The organism is Lysinibacillus louembei, from assembly GCF_033880585.1.
Taxonomy (GTDB): Bacteria; Bacillota; Bacilli; order Bacillales_A; family Planococcaceae; genus Metasolibacillus; species Metasolibacillus louembei.
The window spans coordinates 1,388,261-1,414,493 of sequence record NZ_CP137624.1; the positions used below are offsets into that span (position 1 = coordinate 1,388,261).

The 26,233-nt window shown below is 39.3% G+C and carries 24 protein-coding genes; 21 read left to right on the forward strand and 3 right to left on the reverse strand.

Going from position 1 to position 26,233, the window contains the following annotated elements; translation table 11 throughout:
• Positions 1 to 259: 259 nt before the first annotated feature.
• Complete coding sequence (locus R6U77_RS06905; RefSeq protein ID WP_293921743.1) at positions 260 to 1,285, forward strand: AI-2E family transporter; 1,026 nt, start codon at positions 260 to 262, stop codon at positions 1,283 to 1,285.
• Positions 1,286 to 1,323: 38 nt separating this feature from the next.
• Here the strand turns inward: R6U77_RS06905 and R6U77_RS06910 are convergent, their stop codons facing one another.
• Positions 1,324 to 2,574 carry a helix-turn-helix domain-containing protein gene (locus R6U77_RS06910; protein WP_293921741.1) on the reverse strand — a complete coding sequence of 417 codons (1,251 nt, stop codon included), beginning with the start codon at positions 2,572 to 2,574 and terminating at the stop codon, positions 1,324 to 1,326.
• Between the two features lie 198 nt (positions 2,575 to 2,772).
• On the opposite strand from R6U77_RS06910, the gene R6U77_RS06915 reads away from it, so the two are divergent.
• The 5 genes from R6U77_RS06915 (at position 2,773) to R6U77_RS06935 (ending at position 7,390) form a co-directional block, all read left to right on the forward strand.
• Complete coding sequence (locus R6U77_RS06915) at positions 2,773 to 4,068, forward strand: MFS transporter (RefSeq protein ID WP_293921740.1); 1,296 nt, start codon at positions 2,773 to 2,775, stop codon at positions 4,066 to 4,068.
• 89 nt (positions 4,069 to 4,157) lie between these two features.
• Positions 4,158 to 5,456: a YcdB/YcdC domain-containing protein gene (locus tag R6U77_RS06920; RefSeq protein WP_319837921.1), complete on the forward strand. Its 1,299-nt coding sequence runs from the start codon at positions 4,158 to 4,160 to the stop codon at positions 5,454 to 5,456.
• A gap of 12 nt (positions 5,457 to 5,468) precedes the next feature.
• The gene (locus R6U77_RS06925; RefSeq protein ID WP_319837922.1) at positions 5,469 to 6,038 is read left to right on the forward strand and encodes a DNA-3-methyladenine glycosylase I; all 570 of its coding nucleotides are present in this window, start codon (positions 5,469 to 5,471) and stop codon (positions 6,036 to 6,038) included.
• Positions 6,031 to 6,405, forward strand: coding sequence for a YybH family protein (locus tag R6U77_RS06930; RefSeq protein ID WP_319837923.1), 375 nt, complete (start codon positions 6,031 to 6,033; stop codon positions 6,403 to 6,405). Before R6U77_RS06925 ends, R6U77_RS06930 begins: the two co-directional genes overlap by 8 nt.
• 4 nt (positions 6,406 to 6,409) lie before the next feature.
• Positions 6,410 to 7,390 carry a S66 family peptidase gene (locus tag R6U77_RS06935; protein ID WP_319837924.1) on the forward strand — a complete coding sequence of 327 codons (981 nt, stop codon included), beginning with the start codon at positions 6,410 to 6,412 and terminating at the stop codon, positions 7,388 to 7,390.
• A gap of 59 nt (positions 7,391 to 7,449) precedes the next feature.
• Here the strand turns inward: R6U77_RS06935 and R6U77_RS06940 are convergent, their stop codons facing one another.
• Complete coding sequence (locus R6U77_RS06940) at positions 7,450 to 10,029, reverse strand: polynucleotide kinase-phosphatase (protein ID WP_319837925.1); 2,580 nt, start codon at positions 10,027 to 10,029, stop codon at positions 7,450 to 7,452.
• On the reverse strand, positions 10,029 to 11,312 hold the full coding sequence (locus tag R6U77_RS06945; protein ID WP_319837926.1) for a methyltransferase domain-containing protein: 1,284 nt from the start codon (positions 11,310 to 11,312) through the stop codon (positions 10,029 to 10,031). The genes R6U77_RS06940 and R6U77_RS06945 overlap by 1 nt, the downstream gene beginning before the upstream one ends.
• A gap of 138 nt (positions 11,313 to 11,450) precedes the next feature.
• Between R6U77_RS06945 and R6U77_RS06950 the strand changes: the two genes are divergently transcribed.
• The 15 genes from R6U77_RS06950 (at position 11,451) to R6U77_RS07020 (ending at position 26,101) form a co-directional block, all read left to right on the forward strand.
• Positions 11,451 to 13,598, forward strand: coding sequence for an MMPL family transporter (locus R6U77_RS06950; protein ID WP_319837927.1), 2,148 nt, complete (start codon positions 11,451 to 11,453; stop codon positions 13,596 to 13,598).
• 70 nt (positions 13,599 to 13,668) lie between these two features.
• Positions 13,669 to 14,883, forward strand: a complete 1,215-nt coding sequence (locus tag R6U77_RS06955) for an MFS transporter (protein WP_319837928.1) — start codon at positions 13,669 to 13,671, stop codon at positions 14,881 to 14,883.
• A gap of 187 nt (positions 14,884 to 15,070) precedes the next feature.
• Positions 15,071 to 15,775: a GntR family transcriptional regulator gene (locus tag R6U77_RS06960; RefSeq protein WP_293921724.1), complete on the forward strand. Its 705-nt coding sequence runs from the start codon at positions 15,071 to 15,073 to the stop codon at positions 15,773 to 15,775.
• A gap of 144 nt (positions 15,776 to 15,919) precedes the next feature.
• Entirely contained in the window at positions 15,920 to 16,342 is a 423-nt protein-coding gene (phnG, locus tag R6U77_RS06965; protein ID WP_319837929.1) for a phosphonate C-P lyase system protein PhnG, read from the forward strand.
• A gap of 12 nt (positions 16,343 to 16,354) precedes the next feature.
• Entirely contained in the window at positions 16,355 to 16,927 is a 573-nt protein-coding gene (phnH, locus tag R6U77_RS06970) for a phosphonate C-P lyase system protein PhnH (protein ID WP_293921720.1), read from the forward strand.
• Complete coding sequence (locus R6U77_RS06975; protein ID WP_319837930.1) at positions 16,927 to 18,015, forward strand: carbon-phosphorus lyase complex subunit PhnI; 1,089 nt, start codon at positions 16,927 to 16,929, stop codon at positions 18,013 to 18,015. Before phnH ends, R6U77_RS06975 begins: the two co-directional genes overlap by 1 nt.
• Positions 18,012 to 18,860 carry an alpha-D-ribose 1-methylphosphonate 5-phosphate C-P-lyase PhnJ gene (locus R6U77_RS06980; protein ID WP_319837931.1) on the forward strand — a complete coding sequence of 283 codons (849 nt, stop codon included), beginning with the start codon at positions 18,012 to 18,014 and terminating at the stop codon, positions 18,858 to 18,860. The genes R6U77_RS06975 and R6U77_RS06980 overlap by 4 nt, the downstream gene beginning before the upstream one ends.
• Complete coding sequence (locus R6U77_RS06985) at positions 18,857 to 19,693, forward strand: ATP-binding cassette domain-containing protein (protein WP_319837932.1); 837 nt, start codon at positions 18,857 to 18,859, stop codon at positions 19,691 to 19,693. The genes R6U77_RS06980 and R6U77_RS06985 overlap by 4 nt, the downstream gene beginning before the upstream one ends.
• 11 nt (positions 19,694 to 19,704) lie before the next feature.
• Entirely contained in the window at positions 19,705 to 20,877 is a 1,173-nt protein-coding gene (gene phnM / locus R6U77_RS06990) for a phosphonate metabolism protein PhnM (RefSeq protein WP_319837933.1), read from the forward strand.
• 6 nt (positions 20,878 to 20,883) lie between these two features.
• On the forward strand, positions 20,884 to 21,585 hold the full coding sequence (gene phnL / locus R6U77_RS06995) for a phosphonate C-P lyase system protein PhnL (RefSeq protein WP_456319667.1): 702 nt from the start codon (positions 20,884 to 20,886) through the stop codon (positions 21,583 to 21,585).
• Complete coding sequence (locus R6U77_RS07000; RefSeq protein WP_319837935.1) at positions 21,582 to 22,403, forward strand: PHP domain-containing protein; 822 nt, start codon at positions 21,582 to 21,584, stop codon at positions 22,401 to 22,403. The genes phnL and R6U77_RS07000 overlap by 4 nt, the downstream gene beginning before the upstream one ends.
• Positions 22,404 to 22,513: 110 nt before the next feature.
• Positions 22,514 to 23,551, forward strand: coding sequence for a PhnD/SsuA/transferrin family substrate-binding protein (locus tag R6U77_RS07005; RefSeq protein ID WP_319837936.1), 1,038 nt, complete (start codon positions 22,514 to 22,516; stop codon positions 23,549 to 23,551).
• Positions 23,552 to 23,663: 112 nt separating this feature from the next.
• Complete coding sequence (gene phnC / locus R6U77_RS07010) at positions 23,664 to 24,452, forward strand: phosphonate ABC transporter ATP-binding protein (RefSeq protein ID WP_319838350.1); 789 nt, start codon at positions 23,664 to 23,666, stop codon at positions 24,450 to 24,452.
• An 18-nt stretch (positions 24,453 to 24,470) separates the two neighbouring features.
• Positions 24,471 to 25,259 (forward strand): PhnE/PtxC family ABC transporter permease, encoded by a 789-nt coding sequence (locus tag R6U77_RS07015; RefSeq protein ID WP_319837937.1) that lies wholly within the window; start codon positions 24,471 to 24,473, stop codon positions 25,257 to 25,259.
• Positions 25,259 to 26,101 (forward strand): PhnE/PtxC family ABC transporter permease, encoded by an 843-nt coding sequence (locus R6U77_RS07020; protein WP_319837938.1) that lies wholly within the window; start codon positions 25,259 to 25,261, stop codon positions 26,099 to 26,101. Before R6U77_RS07015 ends, R6U77_RS07020 begins: the two co-directional genes overlap by 1 nt.
• The last annotated feature ends 132 nt before the right edge of the window (positions 26,102 to 26,233 follow it).

Consider the following 26,233-nt stretch of genomic DNA (forward strand, 5'->3'; position numbering starts at 1 on the left):
TAAAATATCTAAATAATTGAATGAATGATTTATGAGAAAAATTTTATCATTAAATTTCAAATTCGAATAATAATTCTTTGGTTCTATTCGCTATCAACGGTATAATAATGAATAGATTATGGATAGGCTAAATGATATTAAAGTCACATTTTTAAAGCTTTCGAGAAAATACGGAGGCTAAAAAATTTGAAAAACAAAAGGAGGTCGCTGCTACTAGACAGGCCGACAATAAGGCTTTGTCCATATTTTGAGTAGTAGAATGCTTGTGTGGGATTTTTTTAGAAGTCATGGCTTTAAACGGTTTATGATTTTGCTTGGTATCGGGGTTGCATTATATTTAATGCGCAGTATGCTCGATCTCATCCTGTTTACATTTATTATTACATATTTAATGAATCGCTTAAGCACAAAGCTAACAAGCACCATTAGAAAATATGTGCCTATAAAAGAAGCGGTCATTACAGTTATTATTTACTTATTGTTTGTCGCAGGAGTTGTTGGAACGGTTTATAAATATTTACCACTCGTCTCACAGCAAATTACACAGCTCTTTAATTTGATGATGAATTTTAATATTAATCCAAATGAAAATGAAATTACGAAGTATTTAGCACCAACAATTGAGAAAATTGAGCTGGAGCAATATTTGCAGCAAGGTGTTAATTTTATCGTAGAAAATATTACGAATATTGGGAAGTTGCTTTTACAAATTTTAATTGCAGCGATTTTAAGCTTATTTATAATGCTTGATAAGCATCGCATTGTTGAATTTACGATGAAGTTTAAAAAGAGTAAGATTGCTCCTTTATATGATGAGCTAGAATACTTCTCGAAAGTATTTATTCGTTCTTTCGGCAAAGTAATTGAGGCACAATTTATTATTGCAACAGTGAACTGTGCATTATCTATTATTGTTTTATCATTTATGGGCTTCCCACATCTAATCGCATTAGGGGTAATGATTTTCGTGCTTGGTTTAATTCCAGTAGCAGGTGTTATTATTTCATTAATCCCGTTATCGATTATTGCCTATAGCATCGGTGGTTTTATGTATATCGTCTATATTTTAGTTATAGTCGTTGTTTTACACGGTATTGAGGCATATTTCCTAAATCCGAAGCTAATGTCAGCGAAAACAGATTTGCCGATTTTTTATACGTTTATGGTAATCTTATTCTCTGAGCATTTTTTAGGCGTTTGGGGACTAATTATTGGTATTCCATTGTTTATGTTCCTGTTAGATGTGCTCGATGTTACGTCATCGAAGCAGAAAAAGCTAGAATAAATAAAAGTGAGGCTGTTGAGAGCATAATCTCAACAGCCTCATTGCATAATGCGCTCATACGCTTGCAGTATGAATTGCTTATCTAATGTATCTTTAAACTCCTTCACGCCATCCATTGCGTACAATATATCGCGTTTTGCATTTTCTATATCGCCTTCTTCATAGTAACAAAGTGCTCGAACGGCATAAGAGCGATAAATAATGGCTAAATCAATAGGGTGGATTGTAGCTTCGGGTACGAATAATGTAGCTAAACATTTTTTTGCTTCACCATATTGTTTTAACTGCCAATGCGCATAAGCGTGTTCTCCATTAATAAATACCATCGCATGATTTAATGCATCTTCAGGTAGACGATGATTATCAATAGTTACTGCTAATGCTTTAAGATAATCATGCTCAATTCGATTAATATAAAACAATGTAGTTAAAGAATACAGTATCTCGTCAAAAGGATTTTCGAAAAGCTCCATAAATAACCTTAATTTGTTCAAGTAATATTTACTTTTTTCAGCATCTCCCTTTGAGCAATTGATGAAAAATAATAAACGATAAAAATCATTAAAGCGATATAAAACTCCTTTTTCCTTCGTTATATTTAAAGCTAAATTTAAATACTCCTCCATTTTGATGTCGTCATTTAATGCCGCATAGATAACAGTTAAATTGTAGTAATAGTCAAGTTTTTCAAAGTCACCAATTAAATAATTATAACGTTCAATATATTTTTTAGCGTCTAATAAATAGTGGAGTGCTTGTTCAAGTTGATGTTGTCCAAATTTAATGCCGCCTAAACGAGTAAAGCATTCTAATACTTTAGAATAAGCATGAATGTTTTCATACATTTTAGCTAAAGGTAAAAATGGCTCGATAGAACGATCAATTTTTAGTAAATAACGCACTAATAAATAAAGTTCCAGTAGTCGTACTTCTTCGTAATTACTTCCTTTTAAGCTTCCTGACTGCATTAAAGGCTGAATCAACTGTAACAACTCTTGTCCCTTTATTTCACGCTGTTCTTTATTAAACTCTTTTTTAAATTGTGAATATAACTGTTCTACTTGCATGAAAGTTTCACGCACTTGCTTGTTATCCTCTGATTGTATTAATTCAGCAACATCTATTTCAAGCTGACTTGCAATATATTGTAAGCTCTCCATCGAAGGCTGGGCTTTGCCATTTTCGATTAAACTAAGCATGCCCTTTGTTAGACGATCTCCTGCTACTTGTGCCAACGTCATCTTGCGCTCTTTGCGTAGCTCTTTTATTTTTGCCCCTATATTTAACATAAGGCCTCACCTCGCTATATGCAATTATAGCAAATAAATAAATTATAGGGTATTAATTTTAATTAAATTAAACAAATTAATACTTCTTCTGAGGGATTTTAAATATTTATTTAAATTTAATTAAACTTTTTGTTGCATTCTGAAAATTCGTGTTTTACAATAAGTTTAATTAAATTAAACAAAAGGGTGTGGAACGAGATGGATGAAAAATTAAAATATAAAAAATCAACGTATCATTTATACACGTTTTTAGTAAGTAAAATGATTGGTGCGCTTGGTTCAAGTGTGTATACATTCGGCATTAGTATGTACATTCTGTCGATGACAGGATCATCTTTAAGCTTTGCTGCAAATCTTTTATTCAGCATTGTGCCAAGAACGATTATTTCTCCAATTGCAGGGCTAATAGGGGATAAAGTACCAAGGAAATGGCTTGTACTTGGTGGGCAGGCAGGTGTAATTTTAACAGTTAGTACGTTACTTCTTTATACATGGACTGTGGGGCTATCTTTAACAGCGATTTACTTAGCAACATTGTTTAATAGTATCTTTAGCTCGTTTTCTAGTGTAGCATTTTCAGCTTCAATCTCGAATTTAGTGGATGGGGAGCGCATTCAAAAGGCGATGAGCTTTAATCAACTATCGCTTTCAGTATCAGGCATTGGTGGACCGATTGTAGGTGGGATGTTGTTTGGCTTTGCTTCAATGGAAGTATTTTTAGCTATTTTTATTATCGCAGCAATTATTACACTATTGCTAGAATCAACGATGAACTTTACATTATATAAAAAGCCAGTAGTAGCATCTGCACAAAAAGAAACGATGCTGCAAAGCTTTAAAGCAGGGTTTGTCTATTTAAAAACAAAGCCCGTTGTACGTGCCATTTTATGGACAGCGTTATGGTTAAATTTATTTTTCACTTGCTTGAGTGTAGGTATCGGCTTTGTGCTGTTAACAAATTTAAAATTCCAGCCACAATTAATTGGCTTCATCGAAGCGGCAGCGGCGATTGGTATGTTAATAACAGCGATTTATTTAGCTACTCGCAGCAATTTAAAATTTCCATTGGTTGTTGTTAAACGTTCAACGTTGTTGATGGCAATATCCGTTATTCTAGTAGCTGTACCATTATTATTTAGCTGGTCAAATACGGTCAACTTTATTTATTATTTAGTGCTAATGTTTGTTGCTGGCGGGTTTGGTGTTACAACAAATACACCAATAGGGGTTATTATGCAAACATCAGTAGATGAGGAGTACAAAGGGCGTGTATTTGGTATTGTAGAAATGATGGCAATGAGCATGATGCCCTTAGGAACGTTAATATATGGTGTTTTATACGATATGATGCCAGCACAATATGTTTTAATAGTCAGTGGTACGATTTTAATAGCAATCGTTTTAATATTATTGCGCGGCTCTGTTATTAGAATGGCACATCCAGAGTTAGAGGATAAAAGGAAATTGAATATGTTAGAGGAAGTAGAAGGGTGAATGCCCTTCTTTTTTCTTTGGAAATAGTTGTATAAAATGAGAAATTGAATTATAATGAAGGGAACGTATATTCTGTTTGGGGGTTGGTTATGAATCATCAGCAGTTAAAGGAACGAGCATTATGTATTGCAAAGCCAGCGCAGCATTTTCAGTTAATTATTGAGGAGTCAGGTATGGAGTCTTTATTTATTTGGGGAGACGAGCGGGAAAGTATCAAGGTGCAGTTAAATCAAGATGGTCATATAACAAGTTATTTTGTTTCGAAGGATAGCTATGAAGTGCCAGCAAATGAAGAAATATCACAAGAGGAAAGACGGAGGTTGGCGGATCAATTTTTGTTAGCACATTATCCAAATGCCTTGGCTGATTTTACTTTTTATAAATCGGGGATGCTTGAGGACATTGAGGAGTTTCGTTACGGGCAGCTTGTGATGGATTTGCCTTTAGCTAATGCTGGTATCGTTGTAGGTCTTGATAAAGCAGGTAATCTAGTGGAGTTAATGGATATGGGCAAACTGCCTATACCTGAAATTCCTACCAAACTAGTCGATAAAGATATTTTACACGAAAATGCTAAGGCACATATTTGCATGCGTTTAGTAGTCGCAAAAATCGCAGAGCAGCCACGCCTTGTTTATGAGTTAGATGATATATATCCTATTTATCAAGCCGACATGTTAGAGCCTACCATAGACCAGCCAATATGTAATATTCGCTATGAAACGTTGCCACTATTCGCATCTAAGCCTAATTTGTCATTAGAGGAAGTGCTAGGGCTAGGTAACATGCAGGTTGTTGATGAAAAAGTATATAACAATGTTAAAAGGATTGTTTGGGGCGAGAACAAGGCAGGGGATTTGTATGAGAGGACAGTTCATGCAAGGGTTGATATGCATACAGGTCAGCTAATAGGTATGACATGGTTTAAAGAACGTCAGGGTAATTTGCAGCTTAGTTATGAGGAAGCATTGCAAAGGGCGATTGATTTTTTACAGCTTGTTGTACCTGAGCTATACCCCTATTTACAATTAGAAATAGATGAGAGAGATTCGTATCTCACTTTTAGGTTTCGTTTAATGAAAACGCAAAATATTAAAACTCATTATTGGGTAACTGTTAAGATTAATTGTTCGACAGGAGATGTGGAATCTTATCACGGTCAGCATGTTGATATGGAAAAATTGCGTCAAGTTCCAGATATGCCAGCAATTTCAGCACAGCAGGCAAAGGAAATATTTTTGGCACATTTAGCATTTCGTTTAGAGTGGGATATGGGCAATGAAATAGGCAGCTCTAAATTGATGTACTACGGCTATGATAAGGAAACAGGCAAGAGATTAGGCTATGTTGATGCGTTAAGTGGCGCAGTTATTACTTACAGAGATTAAGGGGGATAAAGTATGCAACGTTGCGGATGGGTAAAATTAGATGAACCATTATACGTAGAGTATCATGATAAAGAATGGGGCAAGCCTGTTTATGATGATCAAAAGCTTTTTGAAATGATTTGCTTAGAGGGGGCACAGGCGGGATTGAGCTGGTGGACGATTTTACAAAAGCGCGAAGGCTATCGTGAGGCCTTTGATGACTTTAATGCGGAGAAGATCGTGCACTATACAGAGGAGAAACTAGCTGAGCTAAGAGAAGATACACGTATTGTACGCAACCGTCTAAAAATTGCAAGTGTCGTTACGAATGCACAAGCTTATTTACGCATGCAAGAACAGCATGGTTCTTTTTCAAACTATATTTGGCAATTTGTTGACCATCAACCGATTGTTAATCATTGGAAGACATTAGCTGAAGTGCCTGTTACAACAGTAATTAGCGATAAAATGAGCAAGCAACTGAAGAAGGACGGCTTTAAATTCGTTGGTAGCACAATTTGCTATTCTTTTATGCAGGCAGTTGGTATGGTGAATGATCATGTGCAAAACTGCTTTTGCTATGAGGCGAAGACCGATGAATAATTCATATGAGCAAGCATTAACGAGCTATATAGAAGCTACAAATTCACATGATTTTGCGAATGTTCAACGAATGCTTCATCCAAATGTTGTTTATTGGTTTACAGATAAAAAGTGTGGAACAATGACAGACATCCAGCATTATTTTGAAAATGCTTGGAATCTCATTAAAGAGGAAGTATATGAAGCAAGAGATGTTGGATGGCTTGTCACAAATCGAGATACTGCAACCTGTCTATATACTTACCACTACTCAGGCTATTATGAGGGGGAGTATGTTTCGGGACATGGTAGGGCGACAAATATTTTTGTGAAGAATGAATATGATGATTGGAAGTTAATACATGAGCATTTGAGTAAAGGGGAGTAGAGGAATGAAAAAAGGAGATACAATCGGTATTTTTACACCATCTTCTCCTGCTACAGTAACAGCACAAGCACGCTATGTGCGAGCAAAGAACTTTTTGATGGCAAAGGGCTTTCAAATTATAGAAGGAAAACTAACGGGTAAATCGGATGTCTATCGTTCAGGAACACCGAAAGAGCGCGCAGAGGAGCTCAATGAATTAATTCGTAACCCAGATGTGAAGATGATTATGTCAACAATCGGCGGGACAAATTCCAATAGCATGCTGCCATATATTGACTATGAGGCATTTAAGGCAAACCCTAAATATGTTGTTGGTTATTCAGATGCAACGGCTGTTTTGCTCGCACTTTATGCAAAAACGGGCATTGCTACATATTATGGTCCAGCCCTTATTCCTTCATTTGGTGAATTCGAGCCACTTGTCAACGATACATATGACTATTTTGAAAAGTATTTTACGGAACAACTAAGTGTTCCGTATGAAGTGCCAATGCCTATCTTTTGGTCAGATGAGCCTGTCAATTGGCTTGAAAAAACAGCTGAGAAAACGCTTTTTACGAATGAATGGCTAACAGGGCAGCCTGGAGTAGCAGAGGGACGCTTGATTGGTGGTAATAATAATGCGATGTACGGCTTTATCGGAACAGAATATTTCCCTGAAATTCAGCAAGGTGATATTTTATTGATTGAAGATTGTATGAAGGATGCCTCAGTAGTTGAAAAAAACTTTGCGATGCTCAAGCTGCACGGAATTTTTGAGCGTGTTGGCGGCATTATTTTAGGCAAGCATGAGCGCTTTGATGATTTAGGTACTGGTAAAACGCCGCTTTCTCTTTTGTTAGAGCAGTTGAATGGAAAGGACATGCCTATACTCGCTGAATTTGATTGCTGTCATACACATCCGATGCATCCGTTAGCAATAGGCAAAAGAGTTCGCATGGATGCGACGGCTAAGAAAGTGTATTGCGTGGAGCCTTGGTTATAAGGAACGTGGAATACGTTCATTAAAAAGAACTGTCGGGAATTTTTATTTCCCGACAGTTTTTATAATCTTGGATCAACAGCATCGCTTTCCAATGCTAATGTGGCTAAGACACATTCATGGATGCGAGCAATGTTTTCTTTTTGCACAAAGCGTTCAATTCCTTCTAAGCCGAGCGCGAATTCCTGTAAGGCGTGCTTCATTTTTTTACTTGGATTGCGCTTTTTCAACTGTGTGAGCTGCTTCGGATCTGTATAATCCATGCCGTAAATAATGCGCAAATATTCACGTCCACGCACTTTAATAGCGGGTTGAATAAGCTTGTCTTTACTTTTCGGAATAAAGGTTAGCGGTTTAATAACGATGCCCTCATGTCCAACAGCTGTCATTTCCTCCCACCAGGCAATAGCTTTTTGTTCATCTTGTTCATTTTCAATGACTTGATACTCTGTTGTAATAAAAATATCCGAATGCAGTGCGAGCCAGTGATTCATTTCCATATGCCATGTATGTGGCTTGTGGAAGCATGTTTCAGTGCTATGAGCTAATATATGAAACGGCGCGATTTGAATTGCGGATAAATCGTCTACAGACCAGCAGTAATTTTGATAAACAGCATCAAAGCGTACCGCATTGCGCAAAAGCTCCTTGTATTGCTGTTGCCACTCTGCTACATCAACAAGCGTTGTTTGGAGCTTTGTGGCAAGCTTTTGACGATCCATTAAAGCATGCTCAGAGACATGGGCATATTGTTCATCAATGAGTGACTGCGCTTTTAAATTCCACGGTAAAATTTCTGCATCAAGCAAGACGAAATCTGTTTCCATTCTTTCGAAATAGTTTTTTGCAGCTAATTCTGTGTGTAGCTTTTGGACGATGGTTTCATGTGCAGCTGTATCAAAAAATGCTCGTCCGCTACGTGTTGTGATGACACCCAGCGTTTCTGTATCAATCCACTCTTTTGCAATTTGCTTATTTTTAAAAAGTAAAAGGACAGCGCGGCTACCCATATGTTTTTTTTCTGCAATAAGTTCAGTAAATCCATGCTTTTTATAGTAGGCAAAGGCTTCAGCTGGGTGCTCTAAATAATCATCAAGCTGTGATGTTTGCGGTGTTGGGCTCATCGTTGGTGGAATATAAATGAGCTGCTCCAATGGTACAGTATAGTGAGATACTGTGTCGATTGCAGCTTTCGCATAACCATTACCAACCCAAACCGTTCCCACATGTGTTGTTGCTACTTCAAAACCATCAATAAATGCATGGATATTTGGTGGATCAAAATGCTTGGCAGCAGCTTCTAATAAAGGATTCTGCTGTTCACCTGCATAATTTTCATAGGCTGTGACCGCTTCAAAAGTATTTTCAGGATAGCGGAAAGCTGTAAGCTGTCCTCCGAAAACAACACCTTGGTCAATGTTAACTGTGTTATTCATTTTTAATGGTTTAAGCTTTGGCTCATGACCCCAAATAATAAGCTCTGAAGTTTGATGGTCTGCGTACCAATCAGCACGGATTGGACGACCGTTGTCCTCTGTGCCAACAACATCACCATAGCGACAAAAATCGCGAATGCGTGGTGAATTTTTGCCAATATAGCGATCACGAATACCTGCATGTGTGATGACTGCTTTACCAATACCATTTTCCTTGATGAGATAGTGAGAAGGTGCGCGCAGCAGCATTTTAGCAAGGCGTTCTTTTAAAGCTTTTGTTTCTTCTATGCCGTGTATAATCTCAAATTGCTGTATTTCTTGTTCCACTAATTCATCGCCATGTGATAGCTGAACAGCGCGTCCTTCTAGCCAACGTGCGATTTTCCAGCCATGATTGCTGTCTGTCATAAAACTTAGTCCTGCTTCGATTTGCTTTAACCAAAACTGCATTGTTGCAAGAGACTTTGGACCACGACTCATAATATCACCGACTGAAATGAGCTTGCGTCCCTCAGGATGTATATAAAGTCCATTGTCCTCACGATAGCCTAATTTTTTGATTAATGCCATCATTTCATCATAGCAGCCATGTATATCACCGATCACATCAATGCCTGTGCCAAGCTCAATGGCAAGTGATGAAGGTTCACGAACAATCGAATAAGCATCATCTGGATTGAGTGTATACAATCTTGTAAAGGCTTCCTTTTTTAAGAGGCGCTTTTCATCCTTTAGCTTGCGTGCCTGCTGTTTAATACGGGCAGCACCTCGTGGATTTTCGCGCATGTTGTCACGTGCTAATAACTGCTCTAATGGTGCATCGAAAATAATTCCATAAATCGGCACATGCTGTCTCTTGGCAATCGCAAAGTATTTTTCTCGTTCTCTTGCATTCAAATGCGTTGCATCGACAAAGGTTAAACGATTTAACTTTGCTCGCGCTGTCACAACCTGTTCCATGAGCTGAAAAGCTTCTGTTGAAATCGCACTGTATTGCTCGTATAGTAGATCTGCTTCTTGCTTTGTTGTTCCTTGAAAATCAATAAAATCTATATCAGCCACTGTTATTCGATAATCATCAGAGCTAACGATTTCACTTGGTTTAATAATGTTACTTGCTATTAGTTGCTGTAAAAATGTAGATTTGCCACTATTTGATGGACCGATACAAAGGACGATAGCTGCATCTGGTAAATGAAGCTGCATTATAGCCCCTCCGTTCGTTTAAAAATACACATTTGTGTTGGTGTACCGTATGTTGGGTGTTGCTCTCCAATACCGTAAAAGGCTGTTGTGTAAGACGTATTGGATATCATCTCTGCACACCAGCTTTCAAATTGCTGGCGTGTCCATTCAAAGCGATGATCGTCATGGCGCTTTTCTTCAAGCTCATATACTTTGTTATAATCTGCATTTGGCGTGGTTACGATTAATGCTTTCGGAGCATATTGCTGTAGCAGCATTGCCATGATTTTTGGTAATCGCTCTTCATTAATATGTTCAATTACCTCGCATAAAATAAGAACATCTTTATTCACTAAAGTATGGTCATAGTAAAACAGTGAGCCCCACTGAATTTGTGGTATTGTTGCTGTATCCAGCTCCTCGAAGCGCCTTGTTGCTTTTCGGATGGCTGCTTCACTTGGCTCGACAGCGATTAGCTCTTGAATCGTTGGCAGCTCGCTTAATAAAGCGGATAATTTGCCTTCACCAGCCCCTAAGTCCACGACGGATTGATGCGGGAGCTCCTTTACATGCGCTACAATTGTCTCATAGCGCTGGGTGTTAAGTGTTACCTTCCCCTTAACGTTTGGCTCAGAGCCGATTAAATGGCGGAAGCGCAGAGCCTTTTTATAAATAAAGTCCTTCTGTGGATGCTGCTTTAGCCAGCCTTCCCCGTAGCGTTCAATGCGTTCACGCTCCGTTTCATCGATAAAGTAATGCTTATAATCATCCATTACAGGAATTAACACAAAAATTTGCTGTAGTGCTTGCTTTAATGTTGTTAGTGCGTTAATTTTAATAAAACGTGCGCGCTGTGCTTCAGAGATAGTCTCAATCTCGACTTGAAAGCCCAATGGAGCGAATAGCTCTGTAATTTCTGTATTTGATAGCGCTGTAGCAATTGGACCAAATTCGAAGGTAAGGGGGAAGACTTGTTCAGCGAATTCGGCATACTGCTCTTGTGGTTTACCATTTAAAGCTGTACCGAGCATTTTGCGAATAAGCGATAAAAAAATGCTACTCGCTGCAAAGCCGCGGTCATTTATATAATGAGTAATATCGTATGCTCGTTCATTTTGCGTGAGCGCAAGCGGGTCAGCTGTAACGAAAATGGTTGCCTCGACTTCATTATCCGTTAACTTATGATAGACGAAACGTACAGCATGACCTTTTTCATGGCGTTCATGTACATTATTTGGATTTTTAGCGAATAAATAAGAAATTTCCTTCGCATATGGAGTTTTGCAATAAATAGATAGCTGCATTTTGCCACATCCTTTCTAGTTTCAACTATAATGGAAGAACAAGGATTTTGCTACAATGTTTCATGGTATGTAACGGGAGAGCAAATTGTGTGAGAATTGTGTGTGTGCCTGGCACTCAAATTAAAGGAGGGGGATTGGATGGAGTCAAATCCATTACAACGTTTTGGGCAGTTTGTTGGCGGGAAAAAAGGAAGATGGGCCTTTTTAGCAATATGGCTCGTTTTGTTAATCGTGTTAACACTTGCTTTGCCGCAAATAAACAGTATTGAAAATTATGCAGGGGATGAGCTTCCAGCAGAAATGATGTCAATGGAAGCAAATCAATTGATGAAGGAGCAGTTCTCATCAGATGCAGGTGTGCCATTATTAATCGTCTGGTATAAGGAGGCAGGCTTGGACATTGCTGATATCGCGACAATTCAAGCAATGTATGCAAAGCTAGAGGACACACCACTGGAAGGGCAGGCTACATTACCGCCCTTTGCAACATTGCCACCACAAGCATTGCTAGGAGCTGTATCAGAAAATGGTCGTTCCCTTGTTACACCTATCTTTTTTACAACAGATACGAATACAAAAAGCTTTAAGCAGAGCTTGGAGAAAATTTCCTCTTATACTGAGGGCAATCCGTATGAAAAAAGTTTAGATGATGCTAGTTTAATCGCTCGTTTTTCAGGACCTGTAGCAATATCAGTAGATGCTGCCTCGCTCTTTGCGTCAGCAGATATCAAGCTGATGATAGCGACGGTGATTTTAATTTTAGCTATTTTATTAGTCATTTATCGCTCGCCAATTTTAGCATTAGTGCCAATTATCGTTGTTGGCATTGCCTTTTTGGTCATTAGCCCATTGCTAGGCTATATGGCGGATAATGGCTGGATTCATAAGGATGCACAGGCAGTTTCGATTATGATTGTACTACTGTTTGGTGCAGGAACGGATTATTGCTTGTTTTTAATTACGAAATACCGCGATAAATTATTGGTAGAAGATAATAAGTTTAGTGCAATTGCAGAGGCTGTGCGTGACTCAGCTGGTGCTATTTTTATGAGTGGCTTTACGGTAGTCATCGGGTTAGCCACACTTGCATTAGCGGATTTCGGTGCATTCCAACGCTTTGCTGTGCCATTTAGCTTTGGTGTACTTGTGACGATGGTTGCTGTTTTAACATTATTACCACCATTGCTTTCTTTATTGGGGAGATATGCATTTTGGCCATTTATTCCACGTCCAGTAAAGGAAGGGGAGGCTCGTCGAGAAAGTCATGTGAAAATGCGCAAGGTTGGTGCATTTGTTACAAATAAACCTTGGCTAGTTGTTGTCATAACAAGTGTTTTATTGCTAGTGCTAGCCTTTACTTCAACAAAAATTCAATATAATTATGATTTGCTCTCATCGTTCCCAAAGGATATCCAATCACGTGAAGGCTTTGCTTTGATTGAGGATAACTTTACAGCAGGCGAATTAGCACCTGTAAAGGTGATTGTGGATACAAAAGGGAAAGCACTTGATATAGAGGAACAGCTTAGCAATTTACCATATGTAGCTGCTGTAAAAGAGCCGCGCGTTGGTGCTCAAAATAGTGATATCGTATTGTATGAGGTCGATTTGAATAAAAATCCGTATTCTAATGAAGCGATGGCGGATGTTGAGCAAATGAAAAAGGATGTTGCCACATTTGTAGATAGCGAGTTTTGGCTCGGTGGCGAAACGAGTGAGCAACTGGATACGAAGGCAGTTCAATGGCATGATGAAAAGCTTATTCAGCCTGTAATGATTGCGATTATCTTTGTAGTTCTACTATTATATTTACGTGCAATTGTAACAGCAGTTCAGTTAATGGCAACGGTGTTAGTCTCGTTTTTTGCTGCGCTTGGTTTAGGTTGGCTCATTATTCATTATGGCTTAGGACATGAAGCAATGGCGAGCGCAATTCCACTTTATTCATTTGTATTTATTATTGCTTTAGGCAATGATTATAATATTTTTATGATTTCTGATATTTGGAAAAATCGCCATCGTGGGCTGGGCTATAGGCAAGCAGTGACGGAGGGTGTTGCTTCTACGGGAGCAGTCATAACATCGGCAGGCTTAATTTTAGCAGGTACCTTTGCAGTGCTTGCTTCGTTGCCAATTCAGCTATTAGTACAATTTGGCATTGTTACAGCGGTTGGTGTGCTATTAGATACGTTTATTGTGCGCCCGCTATTAGTGCCCGCTCTTATTACATTATTCGGTAAATGGTCTTATTGGCCAGGTCGCTTGTGGAAAAAAGAAATCAATTAAAAATTGTGCATGAACCTTCTTTCATTTATAATAAAGCGAACAAACGTTTTTGTTGAGGGAGGGTTATTAAATGGAAAATTGGAAACGGGATATTACACTTTTTTTAACGAGCCAAACGATTTCCTTGTTTGGCTCAGCGCTTGTGCAGTACGCAATTATGTGGCATGTGACGCTGACAACACAGTCAGGTATGATGATGACTATTTTTATTTTATGTGGCTTTGTACCAACCTTCATATTGTCACCGTTTGCGGGGGTATGGGCGGATCGTTATAATCGCAAATGGTTGATTGCAATTGCTGATGGCATGATTGCATTTTCTACATTAATTTTAGCGATTGTCTTTTTAATGGGCTATGAGGCAATGTGGTTATTATTTGCAATTGCGGCGATTCGTTCATTTGGCGCAGGTATACAAACACCAGCTGTCGGTGCAATTTTGCCACAAATTGTGCCTGAAGAACAGCTAACGAAGGTAAATGGCATTAATGGTAGCATTCAAGCAGGAATTATGTTTATTGCACCAATGGTCAGTGCTGCGCTGTTAAGCTTGGCGACATTGGAGGTTATTTTCTTTATTGATGTCATTACAGCAGCCATTGCGATTTTTACGTTACTATTCTTCTTGAAAATTGCCGTTCACGAAAAGGCGATGGGCGAGCAAGTTGGCTATATGGAGGACTTTAAGCAAGGCTTGCGTTATATTCGAGGACATGCATTTTTAAAATCATTCTTTATCTTTTTTGCAATGCTGTTTTTCTTAATCGCACCGATGGCTTTCCTAACACCACTTCAAGTAGCACGCTCCTTTGGTGATGATGTATGGAGATTAACGGTAATTGAGCTTACCTTCTCCGTAGGGATGATGGTGGGAGGAAGCGTAATTGCGATGTGGGGTGGCTTTAATAATCGGATTTATACGATGTTATTTGCAGGGATTATTATGGCTGTATGTACGATAAGCTTTGGCTTTGTACCGAATTTTTGGCTCTATTCTATTTTAATGTTAGTTTGTGGTGTAGCAATGCCGATTTTCAATACACCTTCAACCGTATTGCTACAGGAAAAAGTCGAAGGCAATTATTTAGGACGCATTTTCGGGATTTTCGGTATGATTTCCTCCTCCATGATGCCGATTGGGATGCTTGTGTTTGGCCCATTAGCAGATGTTGTGTCGATTGAGTTGCTGTTAATTGTAACAGGGGCTTTAATGCTAGTATTATTAATGCTTTTAGGACGTAATCAAACATTGATAAAGGCTGGTATAAAGGAAACGACGGAATAAATATCTTTAATGCTGTTTCTATACAATTTCTTAATATAACTTTTACATATTGTAAAAAAGTGACCGCAATGTATGTGGCACTAAGGTTAGCTATGAAATTGTGAGCTTCTAGCCATCTTGTACATCTCCAAAAAATTTTTTACGATGAATTGTAAAGAAATTATCTAACCTACTAGAGGTGAACGATATGGATCAAGAGGAGCTGCGGGTTAAAGATTATTTATTGCAAGGTATTTTTAATGGCTCATTTGCATTAGATAATAAAATGCCTAGTGAGCTAGCATTAGTTGAACAATTTAAAGTGCCAAGAATAAAAATTCGCAATGTTTATCAATTTATTGAGAAAATGGGCTATATTTATTCAAGGCAAGGGGTTGGGCGTTTTTTAAAGCATCAACGCAAGACGTTGGATGTGGTGATGACAGGTGATGTGAGTTTTAGTGACAAGATGCGTAAACAAACGGCGAATTATAAATCCGTTGTGACGAAATTAGAGCGAGTGCCAACAGACCATGAGATTTATCATAGACCACAAATAATGTCAGCCTATACGATTTATTTAGTGGAGCGCCTACGTTATCTCGATAATGAGCCTGCTGCTTTGCACCGTTCTTATGTGATCGCAGAGCATTTCCCACAAATAAAGCAAGCCGATAATCGGCTCACATCAATGTATAACTTTTATAAAAGTAACGGTATTAACGCATTTCATAGTACATTTTCCAATTTATCAGTTTCCTTTCCGAATGAGCTAGAGCGTGCATTACTTAGCTGTGAGGTACTCGTTCCATTAGTAAAGGTGGAATCAGATAACTGGGATAAGGAACGAAATCAATTGCTTGAGTATACAGAGATTATTTATCGCACAGACCGTTTCTCCTTTCAATTATAAAAAGATTGCCTAGAGCAAATTTTGCTCTAGGCAATCTTTTTATTTGGCGCCATTTTTGTAAAGCTTCTTTACATATTCTTCACGAAACCTTTTCACTATGCTACTTGGCAACAAGTTAGGATGATGTTGAAAGGAGCTGGCATGATGAAAAGAGCTGAGCGAACAAAGTTGTTAATCGAGGTAGGAAGTGAGCTTGCGTTACAACTAGCAGCTACGATTTGTGAACAGTATCAGGTAGAGGAAATTAGCCCACCAAAAGAGGGGCTCGTCATGATTAAAATGCGTGAAACAGCGCAGAAATCATTGTTTTATCTAGGAGAAGTGTTAGTAACAGAAACAAAAGTGAAGATTGGCAACTATTATGGAATTGGGTTAGTGAGGGAATCTGCGCCAGAATTATCGAAAGCCTTAGCGGTTATTGATGCAGCTTATGCGGCACAGCTACCAGAAACATATGCATGGGCTCCACATTTTGAGTTGCTAGCACAGCAGCTTGCTATAAATGAACAGCACATGAAACGTTCCATAGAGCGTACAAAAGTTAATTTCGATACGATGGCAACTTAAGGAGGGGTCAGGGTGGAAACAGTACACTTTACACAACGCGCATTTCGAACATTGTTAAATTGCTTTGCAAGACCAGGGACAGCTGGTGAATTGGAACGTGATTATTCAGTGGAAGGCTTATATGCAGAAACAATTACTGTTTGTATGACATTGCTTGATGGTGAAGTAAGCTTCCAAACAGCGGCTGAATGTCAGGAAATTAACCAAGCAGTACGAGTATTGACAGGTGGACAAATCAAACCATTGGAACAGGCTGATTTCATTATCATTCCACATGGGACTAAAAAGGAGCAGCTATTAGAGGCAATTGAAGCGGCAAAAGTAGGGGACCTCATTGATCCGCAAAAATCTGCGACAGTTATTATCGAATTGGATGAAATGACACCAACAATGACCGCACAGCTTATGGGGCCAGGTATTGAAACAGTTGAAGTTGTAGAGCTAGCTATATGTGAAGAGCTTATTGCTTTACGTGCAAGTAAAAATAAGGAATTTCCACTTGGCATCGATTGTATTTTGATTGAACAAAGCGGGCGAGTGATGGCACTGCCTCGTACAACAAGCGTAAAAGAGGTGACGAATTAATGGCATATGTAGCAGTTCGTGGTGGCGCAGAGGCAATTGAAGCATCATTAGAGCATTTACAGTATGAGCGCGTTAAGCAAGGAGCATATATAGCAGTTGATACATTGCAAGCAACGATGCGTGGCTTTTTAGATCAAGTGATGTCGGAAAGTAGCTTATATAGTGAGCAACTAGCAGCACTGGCGATGAAGCAAAGTGAAGGCAATGTAGAGGAAGCTGTTTTCTTATTGCGTGCACATCGGTCAACATTGCCGAGATTGTATTATTCAACAGTGACAGATGCGCGCGAAATGTTTGTGTTACGTCGCATTTCCGCAAGTTTTAAAGATATTCCAGGTGGTCAAATTTTAGGGGCATCGCATGACTATTTACATCGCTTGCTTGATTTTGATTTATTGCAGGAAACAGCAGCAGACGTAATGGTGAAAAAAGCAAAATTTGAAGCGATTGAAGTGCCAGAGGAAAGCACATTACGCTTAGAAAATTTGCCGAAAGTAATGGATTATTTACGTGCAGAAGGCTTAATCAGAGAGTTTCCAGAAAACGATGCAGAGCCGAGTGATATTACGAAGGAAAGCATGACATTCCCAACGAATCGCTCACAGCGCCTGCAAACATTAACGCGAGGGCAAACAGGTACAGTTACATCGCTCGGCTATGCGGGCTTACGTGGCTATGGTGCATCACATCCGACAGTAGGCGAAGTGCGAGTAGGCTGGCAATCGCTTCATGTTGCCTTAGATGATGATGAAGATCCGTATTATATTGGTGCAATTAAACTAACGGAAGTTGAGTCATTTATTCCTGTCAATATTGATAAGGAAGATAAGCAGGTGTTGGAGTTTGATATCGGCTATGGGGCTTGCTTTGGACAAAATGAAACGAAGGCAATTGCCATGTCAATCGTTGACCATGCGCTAGAGGCAGGTGGAGATACACCAATTCATGATGAGGAATTTGTACTGCTACATGTAGATACGATTGAATCGACAGGCTTTATATCACATTTGAAAATGCCGCATTATGTGACATTCCAATCGAAGCTTGAGCAAATGAGAACGATTAAAAAGGAGGGCAAAGCACTATGAGAGAAGTGCCGTTCGCATTATTAGATGAACAGTCGAAAAAGGAAATTCGTCGAGCGATGTTAAAAGGTGTTGCCATTCCAGGCTATCAAGTGCCATTTGCTTCGCGTGAAATGCCGATTGGGTGTGGCTGGGGAACAGGTGGCCTACAGTTAACATTAGCGCTTGTTGGGAAGGAAGATATATTGAAAGTCATCGACCAAGGTGCAGATGATTCAGTGAATGCGGTCAATATTAAAAAGCTTGTACAAAAAACAACAGGTATCGAAACGACTACGCGTACCCAAGATGCATCGATTGTACAGTCACGTCACCGTATTCCAGAAGTGTCACTGACTAAGGAGCAAATTCTTGTGCTGCAAGTACCAGAGCCGGAGCCACTACGCCATATTGAGCGCAGTGAATATAAAACGAAGCGTTACCATGCGGAAAAAGAATATAGCGGCGCATATTTAATGTTATTTGAGCAAATTATGCGCTATAACCAAACGTCGCAAGGTGCAGATTATCCAGTTTTGGTTAATGATCGTTATGTCATGAATCCTAGCCCAATTCCGCGCTTTGACAATCCGAAAATTCATCAAAGTGAGACGCTGATGTTATTTGGAGCAGGTCGTGAGAAGAAGATTTATGCAGTTCCTCCCTATACAAATGTGCAATCACTAGCCTTTGAGGACTATCCATTTGTTGTGGAGCAATTCGCAGGAAAGGCTTGTCGTGAAACAGGCTTATCCGATGTGTTCCTTGATGAACTAACAGATGAGACAACAGGTGAAACATACTATTTATGTAATGATACGAGCTATATGGAAGAGGTACTAGCGCGAAAGGTGGCTGTGCAGCAATGAAGGAACAACCGATTTTACAAGTTCAGAAGCTATCAAAGCAATACGGAAAAGGCTGTAGTCATTGCCAAGAAGGGACAGCACAGCTAGAAAAAAACTTCTGCCCTATTTGTAAAACTGTCTATGCATGTCGTGATATTTCCTTTGAGTTGTATCGGGGTGAAATATTAGGTATCGTTGGCGAAAGTGGTAGTGGTAAATCAACGTTAATGAAGAGCTTATATTTTGATGAGCCTATTACGAGAGGTGTTGGTTTACTTGCAGATTTTGAGAATGGCACGGCGAATATTTTTGAGCAATCGCGCCAGCAGCAACGCCTTATTCGCAATACCATTCTTGGCATGGTATATCAAAACCCGATGCTCGGCTTAAATATGGAGTTTTCCTCAATGAGCAATATTGCGGAGAAGCAAATTGCAGCAGGTAATCGCCATGTGCACAATATGGAGCAACGAAGCTTAGAGCTATTAGAGCATGTTAATATTCCGCTTTTTCGCAGTAAGGAAGCGCCAAAAAATTTCTCAGGTGGTATGCAGCAACGCGTGCAAATAGCGAAGGCATTATCGAATAATCCACCTGTGTTATTGCTAGATGAGGTAACGACAGGCTTAGATTTATCAGTACAGGCGGATGTATTGGATTTAATTAAATCAATTCAACGTGAATTAAATATTTCGATGATTGTCGTGTCACACGATTTAGCGGTGATTCGCATGTTAGCAGACCGCACAATTGTGATGCTAAATGGTCAAATTATTGAGCATGGCTTAACGGATCAAGTGCTAGAAGACCCGCAGCATGCTTATACACAACAATTAGTGTACTCATTATTATAAGGGGGCTTTCCATGTTTGCCATTGTGAACGGAGTAATTGTAACAGAGCAGCAATTTTTATATGACTATGTTGTCTTCATTGAGGGGACAACAATTCAGCAAATTGTCCATCAATCAGAGGCACAATTGGATGGGGTAGAGACGATTGATGCAAATGGTGGTTATGTGTCGCCAGGCTTTGTCGATATTCATTCGGACTATATTGAAACAATTGTGAGTCCGCGTCCGAATTCAGTAATGAATATGAATATCGGCTTGCGTGAGAGTGAGCGCATTTTAATGACACATGGCATTACAACAATTTTCCATTCATTGTCATACTACGGCGATGATAAATATTCACATAAAGCGATTCGCAATCCAGAAAATGTACAGAAGTGTGTTGATGCAATTAGTGCATCACATGACGAGCCACATTTAATTCGCCATCGTCTACATGCACGCTTTGAAATTGATTCAGTGGATCAATTGCAGCAGCTAGAGGAAAATATTTTAGATGGTAAAGTGCATTTGCTGTCATTTATGGATCATACGCCAGGGCAAGGGCAGTATCGCAACTTAGAAATTTATAAAGACATTATGCGCGGCTATCGCACAATGACAGATTACGAGGCAGATACGTTAATTAAAGAACAAATTGATAAGGAAAAAATTACGCTAGAAGATATTGAGCGTCTAAGCCGTCTAGCAATTTCACGCAATATTGCTGTTGCCTCACATGATGATGACGATGTACAAAAGCTCGCACTTGTGCAGTCCTACGGTACGACAATTAGCGAGTTTCCGATTACATTAGATGTGGCGAAGGAAGCGAAAAGATTAGGGCTACAAACAATTGCAGGTGCACCGAATATTTTATTAGGCGGCTCCCATACAGGTAATTTAAGTGCAGCAGAGGCAGTTCAAGCGCATGTCATTGATATTATTTGCAGCGATTATTATCCACCAGCTATGCTACACGGTATTTTCGAGCTAGCCAATAAATATGAAGAGGATTTGCATGCTTTATTCCAGCTTGTCACAATCAATCCAGCGAGGGCAGTAAATATGGCACATGAAATTGGCTCCATCACAGTAGGGAAAAAGGCAGACATAATTATTATTGAACAAATGGCAGATGGTTACCCTGTTGTAACTTCAACGATTGTTGACGGTAAAGTCATTTTACAAACAAATTATCGATAAGGAGGTGTGGGGATGATTAGCGTAGAAAATTTGCAAAAAAGCTTCACGATTCATCATTTAAATAAAACATTGCCTGCATTGCAAGGCATTTCATTTGATGTATCTGAAGGCAGATTTTTAGGGATTGTTGGTAAGAGTGGTAGTGGTAAATCAACGATTTTAAAGAGTATTTATCGCACATATGAGCCACAAATGGGCAAGATTTTATTTCAATCTGAGGTGTTTGGTACGATTGATTTAGTACGAGCGACACCGCGCGAAGTTGTTTATTTACGCAAGCATGAAATCGGCTACGTATCGCAATTTTTAAATGTTATGCCACGTACAACGGCATTGGAGCTAGTAGAGCAATCATTGCTTGATTTAGGCGTATCAAAGTCAGAGGCAACGGTGAAGGCACAGGAAGCGCTGCGCCATTTTGATATCGATGAGGCGCTGTGGAATAGTTATCCTAATATGTTTTCAGGCGGTGAAAAGCTGCGCTTAAATATCGCCTGCGCAGTGGTTAAGGAACCGCGTTTATTGCTGTTGGATGAGCCGACAGCGAGCCTTGATCAATCGTCCAAATTAAAGGTACGTGAGGCGATAGAAAAGCTGAAGATGAATGGCACAACGTTAATCGGTATTTTTCATGATTTAGAGTTTATGGAAGGCTTATGTGATAACGTTTTTGAAATGGCGAAAGTACAGGAGAGGGAGTTAGTATGATGAAGGTTGATTTGCATATGCATAGCACATATTCAGATGGCTCCACTACATTAGAAGAGCTATTTCAGCAAGCAAAGGCAGCTGGCTTAACGCATATTAGTGTTGTTGATCATGATACGCTTGACCATGTTGAAGAAGGGCAGCAGCTTGCGCAAAAATACGCACTTCATTTTATTCCTGGCATTGAAATTTCCGCATATGATTTTGAGCGTGGACGCAAGGTGCATATGCTTGGCTATCAATTGCATGGGGAATGTGCGCATATTCGTCAGCTATGTCAACCATTGTTGACACGTCGCCATGAGCATACACTCTGGCAATTGCGCCAAATACAGGAGGCTGGCTTTGCGGTTACAGAGGAGCAAGCATGCGAGCGTATTTCTAAAGCTGGTGTGCTTTACAAGCAGCATATTATGGCTGCTTTAACGACAACTGCTTTTGATTCGAAGGATTATCAAACATTATATAAGTCATTGTTTAAAAATAACGGTGTAGCAGCAAGTGATATTCGTTATGTCGATGCCTTTGATGCGTTGCATGCGATTAAGGCAGATGGAGGAATTGCAGTTTTAGCACATCCAGGACAGCTCGATTCCTATGATATTGCTGAGCAACTAATTGCGGAAGGGCTGGATGGCATTGAGCTTGTACATCCAGACCATAACGAACATGATTATGAACGTATTGTAATGATGGCTAACAAGCATGGATTATTGATGACAGGTGGCTCTGATTTCCATGGTCGATATGGGATAGAAGTGACGCTTGGTAAGCATATTATGCAGCATTTACACATCCCAAGCTTTGTAAATGCTTAGTTAATGATTATTAAGAAATAGCATAACTACTTTTATTATTGGTGAATTATGATTAAATGTTGCATGTAGAGCAAGTCTACTAAATTTTGAGCAGAAAAAAGGAGAGTAACATGAGCAAAAAATTGGTTTTACTAATGACAATGATTTTATGTGCAATTTTTCTAGCTGCTTGTAATTCAGAGGAAGGTGCAGCAAATGCTAAAATGAATGATCCATTAGTGATGGTTTGGTATCCAAATGAATCTGGCTCTGAAATGGCAGGCGCACGCGATGCATTTGGCAAAATCTTTGAGGAAGCAACAGGTCGCAAAGTCGAGCAAAAATTAACGACAGATTATGCGATTGCTATTGAATCGATTGCAAGTGGCAATGCACAAGTCGCATTCATGGGCCCGCAAGGCTATATTGAAGCGAACAATAAAAGCGCAGATGTGCAACCAATTGTTGTGCCTTCTGGTAGTTCAGGAACATTAGAAGACGCAGTTTATTATAGCTGGTTAGCAGTACCAAAGGATAAAGCGGATGAATATAAAGTAAATGGCGAATTTGCAATTGATACAATTGCAGGCAAAAAATTCTCATTCGTATCTGCATCGTCGACATCAGGCTTTAAAGTACCATCTAGCTCTATTATTGCTCATTTTACAAAACAAGATGCTTATAAAGCATTAACACAAGACGATTTAATCGAGGCAAATGCGTTATTCCCCGAAGTATTGTTTGGTGATTCTCATCAAGGGTCAGCGGTGAATATGATTATGGAGCGCGCAGATGTGGCGGCTTTCTGTGACACATGTGTTTCAGCATATGTTGACCTAGTAGAAGGAGAAGCGAATACAGCAGGAGCGGTTTACCGTGTCAAAGATGATGCAGCAGCGCCATTTAATAATTTGCCAGGTGAAGAATTTGTATTGATTTCTGCAACGCCTGTATTAAACTCACCATTCGTAGTAAATACGTCTGCGTTGACAGAGGAAGAAATTACGAAATTAACAGAGCTGCTAATTTCTGATGAAACTACAAATGACCCGACAATTTTCGTACCAAAAGATTCAGGAGAGATTGGGCTATTTTATAAATCAGGAGACGAGCGTTTTGTCAAAGTAGAGGATGCTTGGTTTGATCCGATTCGGAAATTATCTGAATAAAGTGAATGAACAGGGTGTCTGAAAAGCTTTTTAGACGCCCTTTTATTGAAAATAGAAAGGGAGAGCATTGATGTCAACAATTACGTTAGAGCGTCCAACAAAGCAAGTGATGATGAAAGAAGCACCTATTGCTACCGAGACAGTATTAGAATTACGCAATATAGCGAAAAGCTATGATATGAAAACACTGATTATTCAAGATATTGATTTGCAGTTAAAGCAAGGTGAATTTGTATCGATTATTGGTCCATCAGGCGCAGGGAAATCAACATTGCTACGTTGCATTAATCGCATGATTGAGCCAACGAGTGGGGACATCCTTTTTGATGGAATGAACATTACGCAATTAAATAAAGCATCATTACGCAAACAGCGTACCAAAATTGGCATGGTGTTTCAGCATTATAATTTAGTTTCGCGTCTAACTGTATTTGAAAATGTATTGCATGGTCGCTTTGGCTATAAATCGACATTGCAAGGTATTTTAGGCCTGTATACAGAGGAAGAAAAAATGCTTGCATTGTCCATTTTAGAAAAGCTTGGTATGAAGGAGCATGTTTATAAGCGCTGCGACCAGTTAAGCGGTGGACAAAAACAGCGTGTTGGTATTGCGCGAGCGCTAGTACAGCAACCGAAATTGCTATTATGTGATGAGCCGATTGCATCGCTTGATCCAAACTCCTCAAAGGTCATTATGGATCATTTAAAGGAAATTTCTCAATCGATGGGCATTACAGTGCTTGTAAATTTACACCAAGTAGATGTAGCGTTGAAATATTCGGATCGTATCATTGGTTTAAATCGCGGCTCGAAATTGTTTGACGATATACCAAAACGCTTAAGCCAAATGGATATTCACGCAATTTACGGCGCAGAAGTCGATGAACTTATTTTTGAATAGGGTTAGGCGGAGGAAACAATGACAACACGCAATTTTTTAAGAATGAAAAAATGGAAGATGACAGGCATTATTATGTTGTTATTAGTAATCACATATGGCTCTTCGATGGTAACAAATTTTAATATATGGCAAGGTGTAAAATCTGTGCCAGGAACGATTACATGGATTATGACTAATTTAATACCGGATGCAGAGGCAATGGCAAATTTACCGAAAGTGTTATCCCGCTTATGGGAAACGATTGTTTTATCGGTCATCGCATCGACAACTGCTGCGGTTTTTGCTTTCTTTTTTGCTATCTTCGGCTCTAAAACGACACAACTGAATCGTCCTTTAGCCTTTTGTACGCGTTTAATTGCTTCGATTTTTCGTAATATTCCTGTTGTAGCATGGGCGCTAGTGCTTGTTATTTCATTTGGTCATAATGTCGTGACAGGCTATTTCGCTCTTTTTATTTCAACATTTGGGACGTTAGTGCGGATGTTTGTAGAAACGATTGATGAAGCAAGCGCAGATGGGGTTGAGGCTTTGAATGCGACAGGTGCTACGTATTTTCAAATGGTTTTTAAAGGTGTTTTACCAGATACAATGCCTCAAATGCTCAGCTGGCTCTTTTATATGATTGAAACGAATATACGCAGTGCCACATTGATTGGTTTATTAACAGGAACGGGCATAGGTTATTTATTCGACCTACACTATAAGCGATTAGACTATGGCACGCTTGGATTAATTACATTATCCATTATTGTTATTGTCATCGCAATTGAGTTTACATCGAATAAAGTAAGGAGGATGATTTTATAATGACACAAGTATCTTTGCTGCAAGGCATTCATATGAAAAATGGCAAAATTAAAACACGCACATTGACAAAGGCGACTGTTACTGTGCGAGCTGTCATTATATTTTTATCGATCTTTACATTCGTCGGCCCTTTTTTATTAAAGTATGCGGCGATTGACTGGCCAACAGCGATTGTCTATACATTAGATAATTTAAAGATGATGTTTTTACAGCCTGCCTTTAATCAAATTACATTTAGTACAGCAATAACGCAAATTTTAATTACCCTCTCCTTAGCTTTTTTGGCAACGATACTGGGGGCAGTTCTGTCCTTTTTCTTAGCGATTAGCACAGCAAAAAATTTAGCACCCGCAAGTCTATCCAATGCAATCATTGCATTTAATTCGGTCATTCGTGCAGTACCGACAGTGCTTTGGGTATTAATTTTTGCTATTGTCGCAGGACTTGGTGCTGTAGCGGCAGTACTTGGGATGATGTTGCATACAATGGCTTATTTAACGAAGGCTTATGCGGAGTCCTTTGAGGAAATTGAGGAGGGTACAATTGAGGCATTGCGCGCAGCTGGTGCCAATTGGTGGCATATTATTTTCCATTGCGTTGTGCCACAATCAGCTTCTTATCTCGTATCATGGACGTTTTTACGCTTTGAAACGAACTATGGTGTTGCGATTGCGATGGGAGCAGCGGCAGCAGCAGGGGGAATCGGCTTTGAGCTCTTTATGTCCTCAAGCTTCTATTATGACTTACATGAGGTCGGTATGATTACGTATTGTGCGCTAATTGTAGCGATTGTGCTAGAAGTAATGGCATTGCAAATAAAAAAGCATTTGACGACACATTAATACGAAAAAAGTGAAACCAGATCGATACGGTTTCACTTTTTTGGCCCTAAAATAATGATTCGCACATAAACGGAGAAGTTTCGCACGTAAGGAATCAAAATTCGAACATTATACGATACTTTTTGCACGTGA

Bases quoted from the DNA above. Each gene is read 5' to 3' on its own strand.
- R6U77_RS06905 (WP_293921743.1), top strand. From the start codon at position 260: ATGCTTGTGTGGGATTTTTTTAGAAGTCATGGCTTTAAACGGTTTATG.
- R6U77_RS06910 (WP_293921741.1), bottom strand. From the start codon at position 2,574: ATGTTAAATATAGGGGCAAAAATAAAAGAGCTACGCAAAGAGCGCAAG.
- R6U77_RS06915 (WP_293921740.1), top strand. From the start codon at position 2,773: ATGGATGAAAAATTAAAATATAAAAAATCAACGTATCATTTATACACG.
- R6U77_RS06920 (WP_319837921.1), top strand. From the start codon at position 4,158: ATGAATCATCAGCAGTTAAAGGAACGAGCATTATGTATTGCAAAGCCA.
- R6U77_RS06925 (WP_319837922.1), top strand. From the start codon at position 5,469: ATGCAACGTTGCGGATGGGTAAAATTAGATGAACCATTATACGTAGAG.
- R6U77_RS06930 (WP_319837923.1), top strand. From the start codon at position 6,031: ATGAATAATTCATATGAGCAAGCATTAACGAGCTATATAGAAGCTACA.
- R6U77_RS06935 (WP_319837924.1), top strand. From the start codon at position 6,410: ATGAAAAAAGGAGATACAATCGGTATTTTTACACCATCTTCTCCTGCT.
- R6U77_RS06940 (WP_319837925.1), bottom strand. From the start codon at position 10,029: ATGCAGCTTCATTTACCAGATGCAGCTATCGTCCTTTGTATCGGTCCA.
- R6U77_RS06945 (WP_319837926.1), bottom strand. From the start codon at position 11,312: ATGCAGCTATCTATTTATTGCAAAACTCCATATGCGAAGGAAATTTCT.
- R6U77_RS06950 (WP_319837927.1), top strand. From the start codon at position 11,451: ATGGAGTCAAATCCATTACAACGTTTTGGGCAGTTTGTTGGCGGGAAA.
- R6U77_RS06955 (WP_319837928.1), top strand. From the start codon at position 13,669: ATGGAAAATTGGAAACGGGATATTACACTTTTTTTAACGAGCCAAACG.
- R6U77_RS06960 (WP_293921724.1), top strand. From the start codon at position 15,071: ATGGATCAAGAGGAGCTGCGGGTTAAAGATTATTTATTGCAAGGTATT.
- phnG (WP_319837929.1), top strand. From the start codon at position 15,920: ATGAAAAGAGCTGAGCGAACAAAGTTGTTAATCGAGGTAGGAAGTGAG.
- R6U77_RS06975 (WP_319837930.1), top strand. From the start codon at position 16,927: ATGGCATATGTAGCAGTTCGTGGTGGCGCAGAGGCAATTGAAGCATCA.
- R6U77_RS06980 (WP_319837931.1), top strand. From the start codon at position 18,012: ATGAGAGAAGTGCCGTTCGCATTATTAGATGAACAGTCGAAAAAGGAA.
- R6U77_RS06985 (WP_319837932.1), top strand. From the start codon at position 18,857: ATGAAGGAACAACCGATTTTACAAGTTCAGAAGCTATCAAAGCAATAC.
- phnM (WP_319837933.1), top strand. From the start codon at position 19,705: ATGTTTGCCATTGTGAACGGAGTAATTGTAACAGAGCAGCAATTTTTA.
- R6U77_RS07000 (WP_319837935.1), top strand. From the start codon at position 21,582: ATGATGAAGGTTGATTTGCATATGCATAGCACATATTCAGATGGCTCC.
- R6U77_RS07005 (WP_319837936.1), top strand. From the start codon at position 22,514: ATGAGCAAAAAATTGGTTTTACTAATGACAATGATTTTATGTGCAATT.
- phnC (WP_319838350.1), top strand. From the start codon at position 23,664: ATGAAAGAAGCACCTATTGCTACCGAGACAGTATTAGAATTACGCAAT.
- R6U77_RS07015 (WP_319837937.1), top strand. From the start codon at position 24,471: ATGACAACACGCAATTTTTTAAGAATGAAAAAATGGAAGATGACAGGC.
- R6U77_RS07020 (WP_319837938.1), top strand. From the start codon at position 25,259: ATGACACAAGTATCTTTGCTGCAAGGCATTCATATGAAAAATGGCAAA.